The sequence below is a fragment of the Polyangium sorediatum genome (assembly GCF_029946465.1).
GTDB lineage: Bacteria > Myxococcota_A > Polyangia > Polyangiales > Polyangiaceae > Polyangium > Polyangium fumosum.
The window spans coordinates 1-17,013 of sequence record NZ_JARZHI010000127.1; the positions used below are offsets into that span (position 1 = coordinate 1).

Consider the following 17,013-nt stretch of genomic DNA (forward strand, 5'->3'; position numbering starts at 1 on the left):
TGGAAGAACTGCGCGGAGCGCAGTTCTTCCACGAAAGGTCCAGCGCAGGCGCTGGTTCGGGTCGAGGGGCGAACAGCCCCCGCGGGGTCCGGGGCAGCGCCCCGGCTCCCACGCCCCCGATGAGACCCATGCTCAGCGTCAGGCATGGCCTGGGAGCAGCCCAGGCCATGAGGCATTGGCAGCCGGGCCCGACGCCTGGCCGTGCTACGGCTTCGGGGAGGGGGAGGATTTCGACACGTAGTCGATGATGTTCGCGATGTTGATCGCCAGGGTTTTCATGGCCTCGAGCCCCACGTAGAGGGCGGCATCACGGGTGTGATCCTTCCACTCCTTATGCAGCTCGAGGATGAAGCCCGCGCCGAGGAGGTCGCTCAGCGAGCTCGCGAGCGAGCCCGTGCGCGCCGCATACTTCCTCGCCTTCACGACGGCCGCATCCGTGGGGGAGAGAGGCGAGGTGGGACGAGGGTCCTCCAGATCCTCGGCGGGCGTGTACACGACCTGAAGAATGCTCTCCAGGCCTTCACTGACCACCTTGGTCAGTTTTTCCGTTCGCTTGATCCCTACCGTGGCGGGCTCGGAGAAGTTCGCGTTCGACATTGTGGTTATCCTTTCTGGTTCGGTTGCTGTCGCACCCAGCGCGGTTCCCCGCAGACGTCTCGCCTCGCCCTCCTCGACGAATCTATCGAGGGTCCGGTGTCTTTCCTTTGGGGGTGGTTCGTGTCTCATGTAGAGCAATGGGCGTGCCACCTGATTTCCTTGTCCCCACTCGATACGGTGGACTGCGCCGCGCCATCGCGTACGGCCCGGCCTCTGGCGCCGAGGCTCTGGTCATCGCTTTGCCACCCGCCGAACGCACGTCATTGGGCGAAGGACTCCAGCGACACCTGGAGGATCGCCTCGTTGTCGCTCAGGTTGGCGACCTTGAGGTTGGCGCCCCCAGAGACCCCGCGGGTGAACTGGTCGCCCTCCGCGCCGGCGGGGGCCAGGACGCCTTGATCGAGGATCTCGCCTCCTCGGCCGATCAAGAACTTGGCGCTCTTTCGGCTGTCTACGTTGCGCACCGTGACGAGATGGATCAAGCCGTCCGGAAGCGGCGACTCGCACGAGCGGTTCGTATTCGGGTCGAGATGAATGCTCTCGCCACTGCAAGGACATGCAATGGTTGATGCGTGGGACAAGTCGTCCTCCTTTCGGTCGCACAGCGTGGCTACAAATGGCAGAAGCGCCCGCCACACGCGTGTGGCAGGCGCTCCCAGATTCCCCGCGAGGGTGCGAGCTAGAACATCGATCGGTTTGACAACCGATCGATGTTCTAGCTCTTTTGTCCCGAGGGGGACGCCTCGCGTCCCCCTCTCGCCCGGGCAAAGCCCGGTCGATTCACCCCCCGAGGCGAGCCCGCTTCGCGATCTCGCAGAGCGCCGAACGGTTCGGCGCTCTAGAACGACGTCACGACGACGCCGATGACGACGGGCTCGGCGGCGGTGGTAAGGTTTGCCACCTTGAGGTCCCTTCCCCCCGGAACGGGCACGGTACGCGCGTCGCCCGACTCACCGGCCGCGGCGAGCTCCCCCTTCGCGATCGTATCGCCACCCCGGCCGATCACGTAGTACGCCTTGTACCTGCGGTTGAGGTTGACCACCGTGACGGTGTTGATCTTCCCATCCGGAAGCGAGTCCACCACGCCGGGGTGACGAGGGTCGAGCTGGCACTCGGGGCCGTTGACGGGGATATGGATCGTGTCTCCGTTGAAACTCATGATGGGCATGGGCTGATTCTCCTCTTGTCTGCTTGGTTGCCGAAGAAAGGGGAGACACGGACGATGTCGTCCCACTTTCTTCGTCGTCCCTGCGATTCACCAGGTTGCAATCGCGATGCCAGCGCGCCACCGCGGCAGCCGTCCTCCATTCATGACACCGAAGCGTGCCACGCATCCCGATTTGGGGTTGCACGCTCACCTCCACCACGGAGACGGCACGGCATTCCCTTCGTCACGGTTACTGTCACGTTACAGTCACTGTTACGAAGGAGGCGCGGCGACCCGTGGACACGGAGAGGACGACCCTGCGCAGGATGGGACTGCGCCTGCCGGCCAGGATGACCCCCCCGTGGCGGTAGGGCCGCGTCAGCCGTGAAATGTCGAGGAGGAGGACGGGGGATGCGGTCGCAACGCAGCGTGGGATGGGCTGCTGTGGACCGAGAGAAGGAGGGACGTCGCCGTGGACGCTGCTCGGACCGCGTCAGCGTCGGGAATGCATTTCGACGGTCTCCCGCGATGCCGCTCGCACGAGAAGGTCGACCTTCTCCGTGTGGCCATCCGTGACATTGGTGATCCTTGCCGTGTCCTTGCCCTGGACCTGCACGTCCTTCGAGTCGCCGGCCTCGTGCATCACCGCGAGGACATGCGCACCGCTCGGTGTTCCGGGCTGCTCGACATGAAATCGCGCCCGATACGAGGCGCTCCTGTTGTGCACCGTGATGACGCTGGTCTTGTCATCCGGGCGTCGCTCCAGGACAGCCTGTTGATACGGGTGGAGCATGACGGCATCGGCATCGGGAACGAGCTTGATCGGCTCCACGGCCATCATCCGTACGAGGACATCGACTTCTTTCGTGGTGGTGTTGTTGAGGATCTTCAGCGTTGCCCCAGCCGGGACCAGCACCACCTCCAGGTCACCACCCTCGTCGGCCGCCGCGAGCATGTGGTTGATGAATATCTCACCATTCTGCTGTGCGACGATGACGTGCGCCTGTTGGAACGGATGGATGTTTTTCAGCGTGACGACCCTGGTCCCGTCCCGGAGCAACCCCACGATGGCATGCTGATGCGGGTGGAGCGTGACGGCGTCGCCATTCTCGATGATTTCGATCGCTTCCACGAGGCGGTGGCTCACGGCTCGGTTCTCCCATGGTTTGCTTGGTTCGTTGTGGTTTTACACCACTCCCCACCGTGGCTCCCCATGTAGCAACCGCAATGCCACCGCGTCCCCGCGCGTAGCCGATACGCTCAGCCCCGAAAGTCGTCGGGATTGAGCCCGAAGCGCTGCATCCAGCGGTGGATCTGCATCCGCGCCTTGCCCATGTCGCGGGCCACGTGGCTCACCTTGCCCTGGTGCTTTTCGAGCAGCGCCACCAAATGGGAGCGCAGCGCCTCCGGCGCGATGGATGCGAGGGGCTCCGGTGGGGGCGCCGGGGCGCGCGGCGGCGGTCGCGAGGTGTCCGGCAGGTGCGAGGGCTCGATGACGCCGTCCTCGGCCAGCGCCACGGCCACCGAAAGGAGCTGCGCGAGCTCCCGGATGTTGAGGGGCCAGTCGTAGCTCAAGAGCCGCCGGCCGCTGGCGGTGGTGAGCCGGACGCCGTCGCCCGCGGAAAACTCCGGGCGCCGCAAGAGAGCGCCGATCAGCACACCGAGGTCCTCGCGCCGCTCGCGGAGCGGCAAGAGCGTGTGGCGATAGCCCGACAGGCGCGCCAAAAGGTCGCCGCGGAACTCGCCGCGAAGGACCATCTCTGCCAGCGGCTTGTGCGTGGCGGCGACGACGCGCAGGTCGACCTTCACCGGCTGCGTGCGCCCCACCGGCACGACCTCGCGCTCCTGGAGCACCCGCAGCAGGGCCGCCTGCGCCAGCAGCGGCAGGTCGCCGACCTCGTCGAGGAAGAGGGTGCCGCCATCGGCGGCGCGCACGTAGCCGGGTTCGTCGCGCGCGGCGCCGGTGAAGGAGCCCTTGACATGCCCGAAGAACTGGCTCTCCAGGAGCGAGGTCGGCAGGCCGCCGCAATTGACGGCGACAAAGGGCCCAGGGCGGCCCGAGAGGGTGTGCACGGCGTGCGCCAGCACCTCCTTGCCGCTGCCCGTCTCGCCGAGGAGCAGCACCGGGACTGGCATGCGGGCGATACGCTCCAGGGCGGCGAGCTCTGCCGCGAGCCCCGGCAGGAGCGTGGCGAGGCCCGGGGCCGGAGGTGCGGTCGTGGCCGTGTCGAGATCGGGAGCGGCGCCGAGGGAGGTCGGGAGGGCGGCGCGGTAGCACAGGAGCACACCCCCGATCTCGATGAGGTCGCCGTCGTTCAGCGTGGCGCGGGTGATGCGCTGGCCATTGACGAAGCAGCCGTTCTTCGACTGCTTGTCCTCGAGCACCCAGCCCTCGCCTTCACGGACGAGGCTTGCATGGGACGACGAGATGGTGTTGCCCGGGAGGCGGATGACGAGTCGCTCGAGGGATCCGTGCCGTTCGCGCGTGGCAGCGCGCGTCGCTCCGCGGCCGAAGGAGATGACGTCGACGTCGGCGAGCCCGTAACGAGCGCTGCCGGAAAGGGGGCTGTCGCAGTGCAACACGACGAAGAGATACGGCTGTACAGGCGCACCGCGCTGGTCGCCGCCCAGGGCGCTGTCCGCGGTGATAGAGGCGGCAGTGTCGGTCGCCATGCGCGAATACTGTAACCCAACCTGCGGCGCGAAGGGTAACTCCTGAGGCATGGGGGCTATAAGGAAAACACTCCACCATCGTTCGAGGGATCGTACTATCCTGGTTCGTAGTCAGCGGTCGTTCGAGGAGCCACGGGAGGCGTGACGATGGAGGGGCCTCTTCGGCCTGGAGATAGCCTGCTCGGCAAGTACCAGGTCGAGCGTATCCTCGGGCAGGGCGGCATGGGCGTCGTCGTCGCGGTGCGGCACCTGGAGCTCGGCGAGCTGTTCGCCATCAAGCTCCTGCTCCCCAAGATCAGCGAGCGGCCCAACGCCGTGAGCCGTTTCGTTCGCGAGGCGCGCGCGGCCGCGCGGCTCCGGAGCGAGCACGTGGTCCGGGTCCACGACGTCGGCCGCCTGGAGGGCGGCGCTCCCTACATGATCATGGAGCACCTGGAGGGCGACGATCTCGCCGTGCTCCTCCAGCGCCGCGGCCACCTGCCGCTCGAGGATGCCGCAACGCTCGTGATCCAGGCCTGCGACGTGCTCGCCGAGGCCCACGCGCTCGGCATCGTGCACCGCGACCTCAAGCCGTCGAACCTCTTTCTCGTGCGCCGCCGCAACGGCAGCCCCTGCTTGAAGGTGCTCGACTTCGGCATCTCCAAGCAGACGGAGGGGGTGCCCGCCGCCGAGCAGACGGATTCGGGCGCAATCCTGGGCTCGCTCCTCTACATGTCGCCCGAGCAGATGCTCTCGCCGAAGGCCGTCGACCAGCGCAGCGATATCTGGGCGATGGGCGTCGTTCTGTACGAGCTCACCACGGGCAAGCGCCCCTTCGAGGGCGACAGCCTGGCGAACCTGCTCCGCGTGGTGCTCCATAACGAGCCCCCGCCGCCGACGAGCCTGCAGCCGGAGCTCCCCGCCGCGCTCGACGAGGTGGTCCTTCGTTGCCTGCGCAAGCGCCCCGAGGAGCGCTACGCCAACGCCGAGGAGCTGGCCGCCGCCGTGCGCGGGCTCATCGGCGCGAGGGGCGAGCCGTCGCTGTCGCTTTCGTCCCACGCTGCCCCCTCGAGCGCGTATGCGGCGTTGCCGCCCACGCTCGATAGGTTCGGCATCGCCACCACCCTCCCGCCCAGCGAGCGCATGGGGGCGAGCCGCACGAACGATTTGGCGACGTCGGTCGCTGGGATGCCGTCGCTGGTCGAGCCCGTCCCGACGGCTGCGACGACGGACAGCACGTCCGTCCTCTCGAGCGCGTCGCGGCCTTCCATCTCGCTGACGGGGGAGCCGGCAATCGCCTCGGTGGACGCGCGGCCCTCAGTCGGCCTGCGGAGGGCGACGCTCATCGCAGGGGTTGCGGGGCTTTTCGCGATTGGCCTCGCGTCCGTGCCCTTGCTGCGATCGGGCCCTCCGTCGACGCCGGCGTTCGTGCAGACGGCGTCCGGGGTCGTTCCGGAGGACACGAACGCGCAGGCCACGACGACGCCCGCGGTCCCTCCTCCCGCGCTCCCCCCGACCTTCACGCCGACCCCCCCCACCTCCGCCACCTCGACCCTGCCGCCACGCCCGAGCGCGTCCACGGCGCGTTCGCACGGCACGAGCCTTGCCAAGAACAGCGAGAGCAAGGTGGAGCCTTCGCCGTCTGCTTCGGCCGCGACGTCAGCCCCGCCACCCGTACGAAAGCCCGGTGTTGCCGACGGAGTATGGTGAGCATTCACGTGAAGAAGAGCGCTGCGAGCCTTGCCATCTGCTTGCTCGTGCTATCGCCCTCACGGGCACGGGGCCAGGACGCGGATGCGCAGCGTGGGATCGCGGCGCAGGCGCTCTTCGAGCAGGCCGCGCGCGAGATGGATGCGGGCGATTACGCGAGCGCGTGCAGGAAGCTCGAGGAGGTGACGAAACTCGCCCCCGACGGGCTGGGCGCGAAGCTCAAGCTCGCGCGATGTTATGAGGGGCAGGGGCGGCTGGCGAGCGCCTGGTCGCAATACGCGACGGTCAAGAGTATGGCGGCGCGCATGGGACAGACCGAGCGCGGGCAGGCGGCAACGGAGATGGTGGAGGCGCTGGGGCCGAAGCTCGCCAGGATGACGATCGAGGTGCCGGCGGACCTGCGCGCGATACCGGGGATATCCGTCATGCGGGGCGGGCTTTTGCTGGGGGAGGCGCAATGGGGAACGGCGCTGCCGGTGGACGCGGGGGGGCACGAGATCGTGGTGACGGCGCCGGGGTACAAGCCCTGGAAGAGGCAGGTGGAGGTGGTGGCCGACGGGGCGAGCGTGACGGTCGCCGTGCCGGAGAAGGCGCTGGTGCCAGAGCCGAGCGCGCAGCAGCGCGCTCCCTCGCCGGTGCTGATGGCACAGCCGGCGCCGCCGGACAGGACGTGGTTGCGGCCGGTGGGGCTCTCGGCGCTGGGGCTGGGCGCGGCGGGCGTCGTCGCGGGGGCCGTGTTCGGGGGGCTGGCGATTGAACGGAAGGGCCGGAGCAACGCGGACGGCCATTGCGATGCGCGAAACCGGTGCGACGACGAGGGGCTCGCGCTGCGCGATCAGGCGGTGGGGTTCGCCCAGGCTTCGACGTGGCTTCTGGTCACGGGGGGAGCCCTCGCCGCGGGTGGAATGGTCCTGTGGCTCACCTCGCCTCGCAAGGACGAGCCAGCCCCGCGCGCCGGGCTCTGGGTATCGCCCAGCGCGGCAGGCCTGCAAGGGACGTGGTGACTCCGTGCCCCACGCGCGTCTCCCCCGGCTCAACGGGTGGTGTGAGGTGGCTGGAAGGGCAAATCGACGATGAGTCGATCGACGATGTTCGACATGGCCTCGATCTTTTTCGCCCAGATGTTGTTCCCCCAGCTCCAGAGCGTTTCCATGTCGTAGGAGACCGTGCGTTCGGGCGCGTCGTTCAGATCGATCAAGATCCCCGGGCCATAGGCGTTCCTGATCGTCCTGCCCGGCGGAAGATCCTGCGTCGAGAACCACAGCATCACCTTCTTGAGGGGGGCGAAGATCTGGCTACTGCCGACGTGGATCGGAGTCGCGCAAATGGGCAGAAACGAATCTTTGTAAAGCTGACGGATGCCGCAGGTGAAGGAGCGCGTCGTCCGATTTTCGATCGAAATCCCCTGCGGTACGACGCCTCCGCATACCTTGCCCGTGAGGCTGGGGCTATCGATTTTCAGTGTTTGGCCGAGCTCGATCTCGCGTGCGTCCGCGACCGCGATCTGGGCGACGGGCCCGCCGAGCGAGGAGAAGGACGTGTACGCCTCGTCTTTCTCTTCCCATGGCACGTAGGTCTGGCACGAAAACTCCTTCGTCTGGAACCAGACGAGGGGTAGGCAGCTCCGGTCCTGGCAACCGACGACCTTGAACCCGTAGAGCCAGCTTCCGGAGCTCACCAGGGAATCGACCGTCTTCTGATTCATGGAGATGTTGATTTTCATGAGGAACTCGGCGGCTGGAAGGGTAAATCGATGATGAGTCGATCGACGATGTTCGAACCGCTCTCGATCGACTCGGCCCATGGGAAACCGCCCCAGCTCCAGCCCTTGTCCTGATCGTAGTGGACCGCGCGTTCGGGTGAATCCTTGAGATCAATGAGGATCCCTGGGTTGTAGGCTCTCTCGATCACCCTGCCCGACCGAATGTTTTGCGGCGAGAACCACAACATCACCCTCTCGATGGGGGCGATGATCTGGAGGTTGTGTCCGCTGAGCGGTACGGCGCAGATGGGCCCGGGCGAATGGTCGCCGTTGTATCGCTGAGAGATGCCGATGGTGAAGGAGGTATCCAGCTTGTTCTGGATCGAGATGCCATCCTTCACGCCACCTTCGCACACCGTCACGTCGTATCGATCGGACTTGCTGATGTACATCGTTTGACCAGGCTCGATGGGGCACGGCACCAGGACGGTGATCTGGGACATCGGCGCGACAGGATTGAAGGACAGGTACGCCTGGTATTCCTTGTCCCACGGCACGTAGGTGTTGCACGAATACTCCCTCGTCCGGAACCAGACGAGGGGTCGGCAACTCTTGTCCTGGCATCCGACGACCTTGAAGCCATAGAGAAAGCTTCCGGTGTTCATCAGGGTATCGACGGTCGCCTGGTCCATGGAGATGGTGATTTTCATGGGGAACCCCCGGCTCCGCCGGAGCCGCTTGCAGGTGGACGGATTCGTCGCGTCGCTCCCGCGCGGCTTCGGTCGGGACCGAAGCCGCGCAACGCCCCCGTGATTCTCTCCCGTGGCACGAGCGACGAAGACGCGAGAGCGTCGCCGTGGCTCGTCGGTCGGCGCTCTCGCTGGGCGTGCCTGGTTACTTCGTGGCGAGCCTGGCGTCTTGCTGGATCAGGTATTGCACGAGGTTTTCGTTGGCACCGATCTGCTTTCCCCAGGGCTCGTTGTTGAAGCTCCAGCCCGTATTCTTTTCATAGGTCACCGAGCGCGTGTTCCCGGGGGCCCCGGTCAGGTCGATCAGCCCTCCCTGCGTGAACGACTGAAGAATCACCGTTCCCAGGTTCAACTTCTGCGTGGCGAAAGCCAGAAACACGAGCTGGATGGGCACGAAGCGGTTCAAGTTGAGGCCGTTGATCGGGACGGCGCAGAGAGGATTGAATTGCCCATTCCTCTTCTGCGAGATGCCGCAGTTGAACTCCTGGGTCACCTTGTTGTAGACCGAGATCGCCGTGGCGGGCCCTGCGACCTCGACGGCGCCGGTGCCATTCGCGCCGGTGATGTTCAGGGTTTGACCCAGGTCGATGGGGTAGTCCGCGGAGGAAACGATCTGAACGTTTTCGTTCAGATCCTCGTATCGGGACGTGAACGCCTGGAACTCTTCGGTAAATTTGATCACCGTCGTCTTGGAGAACTGCGTCGTCTCGATCCAGACGACGGGCGCGCCGCCGGCCGCACCGGTCTTCACGCCCTTGAATCCATAGAGGCGGAAGCCGCGATCCGTGAGCGTGTTGACGGTGGCGTCGTCCATGTTGATCGTGATCGAATACTCGGTAGCCATGGTTGATTCTCCTTCGCCGCGTCTGCGCATCGCGCTTGGGGCGTCTTGTCGAACGTCGTGGACTCGAGGCGGACTTGCAGCGCGCGTGCCAAGCGTTTGGAGGTGCCTCGCAGAGAATGGAGGCGGGAGCTCTTCGCAACATCCCGCGACAAGCGCGTTCCACGCGGCGTCGGCAACCGTAACAGCGACCGTAACCGTGACAGTAACGGGATCACAGTGTTACGCTGCCTAGAACATCGTGTCTTCGACGGTCGCCAGACGCGGCGGTCTCGGTTGCCATGCTCGGGGAGGATCACGTAACCTGCATCCTGTACGGTCGCTCCTGCGGTGAGACCGGAGCTGCTCGCAGTGCGTTTGCGCGGCACGAGCGTTGCTTGTTCGAGTGAGAAGGGTGCGCGTATGGCGGGGCTGAGGGCGAGGATGGCAATGGCAGCGCTCGCGCTGCTGCTCGTGGGGTGTGACGTGGCGGCCGGGATCGACAAGGGCGTCGCACGGAGCCCGCTGGATTGCGACACCGACACCTATTGCAAGACGCTGGAGACGGCCTGCCGCACCTCGATGGGCTGCCTCGAGTATCGCTGCGCCTTCGAGGACGCGCCGCTGGGGACGCGGCTCGTAGAGCAGGTGGTGGGCGACTGCGTCGAGCAGGCGTGTGACGGCGAGGGCGGCGTGATCGCCGTGCCCGTGGCCGAGGACGCGCTGGACGACGAGAACGCCTGCACGAAGGATTTTTGCGCCGGCACCACCGTGGAGCACCAGCCGCTGGATTCCGCGCCGTGTTACAGCGGGCCTCCGGGGACCAACGGGAAGGGGATCTGCACGGCGGGGACGAGGGCGTGCGAGAATGGCAAGCCCACGGGGAGCTGCGTGGGCGAGGTCGTCCCGCGAGCGGAGGGTGAGGCATGCGACGGGCAGATCCGCGACGAGGACTGCGACGGTCAGATCAACGAGGAGGGCGAAGGCTGCGTCTGCGTGCCGGGCGCGATCGAGGCGTGTTACACGGGCGACCCCACGACGAAGGGCGTCGGCGCGTGCAAGGCGGGCAAGCGTGGCTGCGCGGAGGATGGGCGTGGTTATGGAGCCTGCGCAGGAGAGGTCACGCCGATGGCCGAGACATGCGACCCGGAGGGGCACGACGAGGATTGCGACGGCCAGATCAACGAGGACGGCGAAGGCTGCGTCTGCGGCGACGGGTTCCACTCCGTGGGCGAGGCCTGCGACGATGGGAACCTGGATTCGACCGACGCGTGCACTTCCGCCTGCGCGCTCCCCCTCTGCGGGGACGGTTTTGCTCAGCCAGGGAGCGGCGAGCAATGCGACGACGAGAACGCCGACAACACCGACGCATGCACCGATGCGTGCAAGCTTGCGGCGTGTGGGGATGGCTTCGTGCAGCCCGTCGCCGGCGAGCAATGCGATGACGGGGACGCGACCGACGACGGGCCTTGCCTCGCCAGTTGCAAGCCCACCGTCGTGCGGCTTTTCGCGGGCAACTTCCGGACATGCGCGGCTTTTCGTGACGGACGGGTCAAGTGCTGGGGCTTCAATGGGACGACCCCGTTGGATGGCCCGCTCGGCCTGGGAGACATGCAGTCTCGCGGCGACGAGCCCGGCGAGATGGGCAGCGCGTTGCCCGTGGTCGAGCTGGGCGCCGGGAACGAGGCCGTCTCCATCGCCATGGGCTCGGCGCTGAGCGCCGGGCATACCTGCGCCCTGCTCGCGGGGGGCCGGGTGAAGTGCTGGGGCATGAATGGCACAGGCCAGCTCGGCCTGGGCGACATGCAGTCTCGCGGCGACGAGCCCGGCGAGATGGGGGACGCCTTGCCCGAGGTCGATTTCGGCATCGGCGCGACGGCCATCGCCGTCGCAGCGGGCTCGCAGCATACCTGCGCCGTGCTCGAGGGCGGCGCCTTGAAATGCTGGGGGAACAATGAATCTGGTCAGCTCGGCGCGGGCGACGTGCTCTCCCGTGGGGACGCGCCGGGCGAGATGGGCGCCGCCCTGCCGGTCGTCAACCTCGGTGCAGGCAAGAAGGTCGTCGCCGTCACGGCGGGCATGGGGCACACGTGCGTCGTGCTCGACGATGGGCACGTCAAATGCTGGGGGAACAATTGGACCGGCCAGCTCGGCCTGGGCGACACGCAGGGGCGCGGCGACGAGCCCGGCGAGATGGGGGACGCCTTGCCCGAGGTCGATCTCGGCACCGGCGCGAAGGCGATCTCTGTCACGGCGGGCGAATACCACACGTGCGCGCTGCTCGACGACGGCCGCGTCAAATGCTGGGGTTACAATCTCGAAGGGCAGCTCGGCATCGGCATCGGCTACATCCTCGCGTTCGGCAACGGGCCGGGCCAGATGGGCGACGCGCTCCCCGCGGTCGATCTTGGTACGGGCGAGAAGGCCATCGCCCTCGATGCCGGCCGGCACCACAACTGCGCGCTGCTCGAAAGCCGCCGCGTGAAATGCTGGGGCTTCAACGGGTCCGGGCAGCTCGGGATCGGCCACTCGGATAGCATCGGCTATCTCTCCGAGACCATGGGGGAGAACCTGCCCGAGGTCGACCTCGGCGCCAAGCGGACGGTGGCCGCTCTCTCGGTAGGCGCGATGCACACGTGCGCCTTGTTCGAAGACGGTAACCTGAAGTGCTGGGGCGCTGGTGGCGCGCTGGGGCTCGGCGATTTGGACGAGCGCGGCAGCAATCCCAGGCACATGGGCGATTCTCTACCGCTCGTGATCCCGTGGTGAGACATGGCCATCTTCCTGGAAGATCCGCATATGCGCAAGGCAGCCCGCGTCGTGGTGTTTTTTGGGATGCTCACCCTGGCTCCTGCTTGCAGCGAGCTTGCCGGTATCGAGCCGGGGGAGGCGTGGTTCGAGGGAGCGTGCCTCTCGGATGGGGATTGCGTGGCGAGCGTGCCCGACTGTCGCGCGGTGGTGGGTTGTCGGGACGGGACGTGCGCATTCGTGGACAGCACGCGCGGCACGCCTCTCCCGGCGCAGATCGGGGGGGATTGCGCCCAGCGCGTGTGCGACGGCCACGGCGACGTGGAGATCCTCGCCGACCCGAACGACGCCGATGATCAGAACGCCTGCACGGCGGATCTTTGCGTGGGTACCGTGGCGTTGCACGAGCCCCTCGAGAGCATCCCTTGTTATACCGGGTTGCCGGAGACGAGGGGCCGTGGCGTGTGCATCGACGGCATCCAGCACTGCGACGACGGCCAGCCTGTAGGTGGCTGCGAGGGGGAGGTTTTGCCGAGCGAGGAGTCGTGCATCTCCCCGCTCGACGACGATTGCGACGGCGAGGCCAACGAGGAGGGCGAGGGGTGCACCTGCGTGCCTGGCACGCAAATGCCCTGTTATACCGGCCCCGAGGGCACCCGGAACGTCGGGATCTGTCACGACGGCACGCAGGTGTGCAGGAGCGATGGTCTGGGCTATGCGGCTTGTACGGGGGACGGGCTGCCAGCGGCGGAGACCTGCGACAACGAGGCGCTCGACCAGGACTGCAACGGCAAGGTCAATGAGGCGGGCGCGGACTGCAAGTGCGGAGACGGGTGGCTGCAGCTTGGCAACGGGGAGATCTGCGACGACGGCAATGACGACGAGACCGACGCCTGCACCTCTCTCTGCGCGCCGCCAGCTTGTGGCGATGGCTTCGTGCAGCCCGGCGAGCCGTGCGACGACGGCAATGACGACGAGACCGACGCCTGCACCTCGTCCTGTGCGCTGCCCGTCTGCGGCGATGGCTTCGTGCAGGCCAGCGAGCCGTGCGACGACGGCAATGACGACGAGACCGACGCCTGCACCTCGTCCTGCGCGCTGCCCGTCTGCGGCGATGGCTTTTTGCAGCCCAGCAACGGAGAGGCGTGTGACGACGGGAACCAGAGCGACGCCGACGCATGTCTCACGAGCTGCGCGCCTGCGTCCTGGCAAGTGAGCGCCGGGATGGAATTCAACTGCGCGCGCTTCGGGGACGGGCGCATCAAATGCTGGGGAAGCAACGCGCAGGGGCAGCTCGGCATCGAGGGGGACGCCAACATGGGCGACGGGATCGGGGAGATGGGGGCGGCCCTGCCCGTGACGTATCTCGGCGGGGCGAAGGCGATCGACATCGTCTCCGGCGCGCACCACACGTGTGCCTTGCTCGAGGACCACAGCGTGAGGTGCTGGGGGCTGAACGACGATGGGCAGCTCGGCTTGGGCACGGTGGACCTCGGCGACGATCACACGACGACCGCCATCGCCATCGCCGCCGGCGCATTCCATACATGCGCCATCCTCGCGGACGGTGCCGTCAAGTGTTGGGGGCACAATGCGTGCGGGCAGCTCGGCCTCGGCGACATCACGAACCGCGGTGGGAGCCCAGAGGACATGGGGAACAATCTGCCCGCCGTGGACCTCGGTGCTGGGAATCGCGCCATCGCCATCTCTGCTGGCCTTTCACATACCTGTGCCATCCTTGCGAGCGGCGCCGTCAAGTGCTGGGGGGACGGGGGCTTGGGGAAGCTCGGGAACGGCTCCCCCGGGTCGGCCGACTGTCTTTTTCCCCCTCCGATGGGAGACCTGCTACCCGCCGTGGATCTCGGCACCGGCAATACCGCCATCGCCATTTCCGCTGGCTACCAGCATACCTGCGTCATCCTCCAGGATGGCGCCGTGAAGTGCTGGGGTCGTAACCATGATGGCAGGCTCGGCATCGGCGATACGGAGCACCGCGGCGACGAACCCGGCGAGATGGGCGATGTCTTGCCCGCCGTGAATCTCGGCACCGGGAATGTTGCCATCGCCATCTCCGCCGGGAACAAGCATACTTGCGCGCTCCTCGGAGGCGGGGAGGTGAAATGCTGGGGGAGCAATGCCAGCGGCCAGCTCGGGCTCGGCGATACGTGGGGCCGTGGAGCAATGCCCGGCCATATGGGCGACGCGCTCCCTGCCGTGGACCTGGGCGCCGGGAAGACCGCCGTCGCCGTCGCTGCCTCCTCCGCGGGCTTCGGCTACCATACCTGCGCCCTCCTCCAGGGCGGAGCCGTGAAATGCTGGGGGAGCAATACGAGCGGCCAGCTCGGGCTCGGCGATACGCAAAACCGCGGCGGCGGGCCCGGCGAAATGGGGGACGCGCTCCCCGCTGTGTCGTTATGGTGACCGCCGTGCGCCTCCGCCGTCCGGACAGGTCCGGACGGGCGCGCTTGTCGCCGTGCGGCAGTCCTGCCTATACTCGTCTCGCCTCATGGTCGAGACGTTGAGCAACACCAAGACCGAGCACGAGCCACCGACGCAGAGCCGGTCCATCGGCGTCCTGGTGTTCGTTCTGCGCTACGACGACCTGCTCGCCGGCGACGCGTTCGCCCTGCCCCCGCTGGCGCGCAGCGGCGCGACGATCGAGATCCATCGGGCCCCGCGCGTCCAGCCCGTGAGCATGGACGGCAAGACGCTGCTGCTGCCCGATCCCTACGTGTCCAGGTCCCACGCGGTCGTCGCGCGTGCCGGCCACGAGGATCGCCTCGAGGATCGCGGCAGCAGGTATGGGACGTTCGTCAACGGCGCGCCCATCGACGCGCCGAGGCCCCTGGCCGACGGCGATGTCATCGAGATCGGCCATTCGCTGTTCGTCTACCGCCTGGTCAACGAAGCCATGGCCATGCGCCTCGCGGCCCACCCCACCGGGCTCGCGCACGGCCCCACGCGTACCCTTTGCCCCGAGGTCGTGCAGCTCGCGCTCGACCTCGAACGCGTGGCCCGCACCGATCAGCCCGTGATGCTCCTGGCCGAGACCGGCGCGGGCAAGGAGATCGCCGCGCGGTACGTGCACGAGAAGAGCGGCCGCGCGGGTCCTTGCGGGGCCATCGATTGCGGCGCCATCCCCGGCGACATGATCGAGGCCGAGCTCTTCGGCCACCGCCGCGGCGCCTTCACCGGCGCGCACGAGGAGCGCCGAGGCCGTATTCGCAGCGCGGACGGCGGCACCGTCTTCCTCGACGAGATCGGCAATCTCCCGGAGGCCGCGCAGGCGAGCCTCTTGCGCGTGCTCCAGGAGCGCGAGGTCACCCCGGTCGGCGCCGATCGCGCGCACAAGGTCGACGTGCGGTGGGTCGCGGCGACGAACGCGGACGTCTTCGCGCCCGGCGCGCGGTTCCGCGCCGATCTGCGGACCCGGCTGGCGGGCTACGTGGGGCGCATCCCGCCATTGCGTCGCCGCCGCGAGGATCTCGGCTTGCTCGGCGCGCACATCCTGGCGAAGGCCGACGTCGCCCGTGCCTCGATCACCAAAAAAGCCGCGCGCGCCCTGCTCCTCGGCGAGCTTCCGGGCAACATCCGCGAGCTCGGGCGCGCGCTCACGAGTGCCGCCGTGCTCGCGGGCGACGGGGCCATCGATGTGCAGCACCTCAGCGTGCTCGCGGCGCGCGAGGCGAGCGAGAGCGGCGAGGTGTCTCTGTCACCGAGCGACCCCGAGGAGACGAGCGAGGCTCGCAAGCCCCGGCAGCAGCGTCCCGACCGCGCGGTGATCGAGGGCGCGCTCGACAAGGCGCGCGGCGTCCAGGGCGAGGCTGCGCGGCTGCTCGGCGTGCACGAGCGCCAGCTCGCGCGCTGGATGGATGCGCTCGGGATTCCCCGCGGCCGCGCGCGGGTACGTTGAACGGAGGCGGCGCGCGCATCAGGCCACGATGCCGGTCGAAGGCGCAATCGACGGCGATCGGCCCTTGGCGACGGAGGCCGAGGGGTCGTCGAGGCGCTGCAACTCCCACACGATACTGCGCTGGTGCTGGCAGGCCTCGTCGACGAGGTTTTCCACCTTCTCTGCGATCTGCGCAGGCACGAACGCGCCGAGCTCGTAGCGGACGCCGCCCTGCGACGTGGTGAAGCCGGAGCCATGAAAGAAGCCGTCCGGCATCATCTCCAACGCGCCCCCGGCGACCATACCCACGCACGCTGCGTATCCCCGGTGGTGCGCGTGGAGAACGCACCCGGCCAGGAGCAGCTTGGCCAGGCCCCTGCCGCGGTAGGGCTTCGCCAGGTATCCCCAATCGATCTCCACGACGTCGCTGCGCCGGAGATCGGTCTTGCCCGTGAGCGCCCGCAGGTCGAGGCGCTGCCACATGTCCGGAAAAACCCGCTCGACCACGAATGGCGAGGCGCTCGCGCGCGTCAGGCTCATCATCCCCACCACGCGCCGCTCGTCCCCTTGCACGGCCTCGAGAAGGACGAACTCGCCGCGCTCGAAATCGTCGTCGATACCCATGGGATCGCTCATCTCGTCCACGAATTGCTCCTGCAGGCAGAGAACGGCGTCCTCATCACGCGGCGTGGCCATTCGATAGACATAGTGCATTGGTAAAACCCTCTTCAGGCTGATCGCAGCGACCAGCGCGTCACGGAAGGGGTCATTGCAGCCGGCGTGCCGAGCGCCGCGGGCCCATGCGCCGCGCATTTCGGGCCGCGAAAACCAGCGTCGCCCTGCGCTTGTCCAGGAGATGTCCGGACATCGCGGGGACGCCGGGGCGATGTCCGGACATCCTAGAGCGCCGAACCGTTCGGCGCTCTGCGAGATCGCGAAGCGAGCTCGCCTCGGGGGGTGAATCGACCGGGCTTTGCCCGGGCGAGAGGGGGACGC

General features: G+C 67.5%; 14 protein-coding genes. 5 read left to right on the forward strand and 9 right to left on the reverse strand.

Annotation, left to right across the window (positions count from 1 at the left end; genetic code table 11):
- Positions 1-204 precede the first annotated feature (204 nt).
- From QHF89_RS48490 to QHF89_RS48510, 5 genes are all read right to left on the reverse strand, one after another.
- On the reverse strand, positions 205-597 hold the full coding sequence (locus tag QHF89_RS48490) for a hypothetical protein (RefSeq protein ID WP_136973155.1): 393 nt from the start codon (positions 595-597) through the stop codon (positions 205-207).
- 260 nt (positions 598-857) lie between these two features.
- Positions 858-1,178, reverse strand: coding sequence for a hypothetical protein (locus tag QHF89_RS48495; RefSeq protein ID WP_136973154.1), 321 nt, complete (start codon positions 1,176-1,178; stop codon positions 858-860).
- A gap of 257 nt (positions 1,179-1,435) precedes the next feature.
- A complete protein-coding gene (locus QHF89_RS48500; protein ID WP_136973238.1) occupies positions 1,436-1,765 on the reverse strand; it encodes a hypothetical protein in 330 nt (109 codons plus the stop codon).
- A gap of 472 nt (positions 1,766-2,237) precedes the next feature.
- Complete coding sequence (locus QHF89_RS48505; RefSeq protein ID WP_136973239.1) at positions 2,238-2,891, reverse strand: hypothetical protein; 654 nt, start codon at positions 2,889-2,891, stop codon at positions 2,238-2,240.
- 113 nt (positions 2,892-3,004) lie between these two features.
- Positions 3,005-4,417 (reverse strand): FHA and sigma-54 interaction domain-containing protein, encoded by a 1,413-nt coding sequence (locus QHF89_RS48510; RefSeq protein WP_284721954.1) that lies wholly within the window; start codon positions 4,415-4,417, stop codon positions 3,005-3,007.
- A gap of 147 nt (positions 4,418-4,564) precedes the next feature.
- Between QHF89_RS48510 and QHF89_RS48515 the strand changes: the two genes are divergently transcribed.
- Positions 4,565-6,106 carry a serine/threonine protein kinase gene (locus QHF89_RS48515; RefSeq protein WP_136973241.1) on the forward strand — a complete coding sequence of 514 codons (1,542 nt, stop codon included), beginning with the start codon at positions 4,565-4,567 and terminating at the stop codon, positions 6,104-6,106.
- 8 nt (positions 6,107-6,114) lie between these two features.
- Positions 6,115-7,110, forward strand: coding sequence for a tetratricopeptide repeat protein (locus QHF89_RS48520; protein WP_136973242.1), 996 nt, complete (start codon positions 6,115-6,117; stop codon positions 7,108-7,110).
- 29 nt (positions 7,111-7,139) lie between these two features.
- On the opposite strand, the gene QHF89_RS48525 is transcribed toward QHF89_RS48520, so the two are convergent.
- The 3 genes from QHF89_RS48525 to QHF89_RS48535 form a co-directional block, all read right to left on the reverse strand.
- Positions 7,140-7,811: a hypothetical protein gene (locus tag QHF89_RS48525; protein WP_284721955.1), complete on the reverse strand. Its 672-nt coding sequence runs from the start codon at positions 7,809-7,811 to the stop codon at positions 7,140-7,142.
- Between the two features lie 14 nt (positions 7,812-7,825).
- Positions 7,826-8,518: a hypothetical protein gene (locus tag QHF89_RS48530; protein ID WP_136973244.1), complete on the reverse strand. Its 693-nt coding sequence runs from the start codon at positions 8,516-8,518 to the stop codon at positions 7,826-7,828.
- A 184-nt stretch (positions 8,519-8,702) separates the two neighbouring features.
- The gene (locus QHF89_RS48535) at positions 8,703-9,401 is read right to left on the reverse strand and encodes a hypothetical protein (RefSeq protein ID WP_136973245.1); all 699 of its coding nucleotides are present in this window, start codon (positions 9,399-9,401) and stop codon (positions 8,703-8,705) included.
- Between the two features lie 426 nt (positions 9,402-9,827).
- On the opposite strand from QHF89_RS48535, the gene QHF89_RS48540 reads away from it, so the two are divergent.
- From QHF89_RS48540 to QHF89_RS48550, 3 genes are all read left to right on the forward strand, one after another.
- Positions 9,828-12,146, forward strand: coding sequence for an RCC1 domain-containing protein (locus QHF89_RS48540; protein ID WP_284721956.1), 2,319 nt, complete (start codon positions 9,828-9,830; stop codon positions 12,144-12,146).
- 3 nt (positions 12,147-12,149) lie between these two features.
- Positions 12,150-14,546: an RCC1 domain-containing protein gene (locus tag QHF89_RS48545; protein ID WP_136973247.1), complete on the forward strand. Its 2,397-nt coding sequence runs from the start codon at positions 12,150-12,152 to the stop codon at positions 14,544-14,546.
- Between the two features lie 85 nt (positions 14,547-14,631).
- Complete coding sequence (locus QHF89_RS48550) at positions 14,632-16,038, forward strand: FHA and sigma-54 interaction domain-containing protein (RefSeq protein WP_136973248.1); 1,407 nt, start codon at positions 14,632-14,634, stop codon at positions 16,036-16,038.
- 18 nt (positions 16,039-16,056) lie between these two features.
- Here QHF89_RS48550 and QHF89_RS48555 read toward each other — a convergent pair whose 3' ends face one another.
- Positions 16,057-16,713, reverse strand: coding sequence for a GNAT family N-acetyltransferase (locus QHF89_RS48555; protein ID WP_136973249.1), 657 nt, complete (start codon positions 16,711-16,713; stop codon positions 16,057-16,059).
- Positions 16,714-17,013: the final 300 nt, after the last annotated feature.

Excerpts from the sequence above, each read along its gene's own strand:
- QHF89_RS48490 (WP_136973155.1), bottom strand. The coding sequence starts at position 597 with ATGTCGAACGCGAACTTCTCCGAGCCCGCCACGGTAGGGATCAAGCGA.
- QHF89_RS48500 (WP_136973238.1), bottom strand. The coding sequence starts at position 1,765 with ATGCCCATCATGAGTTTCAACGGAGACACGATCCATATCCCCGTCAAC.
- QHF89_RS48510 (WP_284721954.1), bottom strand. The coding sequence starts at position 4,417 with ATGGCGACCGACACTGCCGCCTCTATCACCGCGGACAGCGCCCTGGGC.
- QHF89_RS48515 (WP_136973241.1), top strand. The coding sequence starts at position 4,565 with ATGGAGGGGCCTCTTCGGCCTGGAGATAGCCTGCTCGGCAAGTACCAG.
- QHF89_RS48525 (WP_284721955.1), bottom strand. The coding sequence starts at position 7,811 with ATGAATCAGAAGACGGTCGATTCCCTGGTGAGCTCCGGAAGCTGGCTC.
- QHF89_RS48530 (WP_136973244.1), bottom strand. The coding sequence starts at position 8,518 with ATGAAAATCACCATCTCCATGGACCAGGCGACCGTCGATACCCTGATG.
- QHF89_RS48535 (WP_136973245.1), bottom strand. The coding sequence starts at position 9,401 with ATGGCTACCGAGTATTCGATCACGATCAACATGGACGACGCCACCGTC.
- QHF89_RS48540 (WP_284721956.1), top strand. The coding sequence starts at position 9,828 with ATGGCAGCGCTCGCGCTGCTGCTCGTGGGGTGTGACGTGGCGGCCGGG.
- QHF89_RS48545 (WP_136973247.1), top strand. The coding sequence starts at position 12,150 with ATGGCCATCTTCCTGGAAGATCCGCATATGCGCAAGGCAGCCCGCGTC.
- QHF89_RS48550 (WP_136973248.1), top strand. The coding sequence starts at position 14,632 with ATGGTCGAGACGTTGAGCAACACCAAGACCGAGCACGAGCCACCGACG.
- QHF89_RS48555 (WP_136973249.1), bottom strand. The coding sequence starts at position 16,713 with ATGGCCACGCCGCGTGATGAGGACGCCGTTCTCTGCCTGCAGGAGCAA.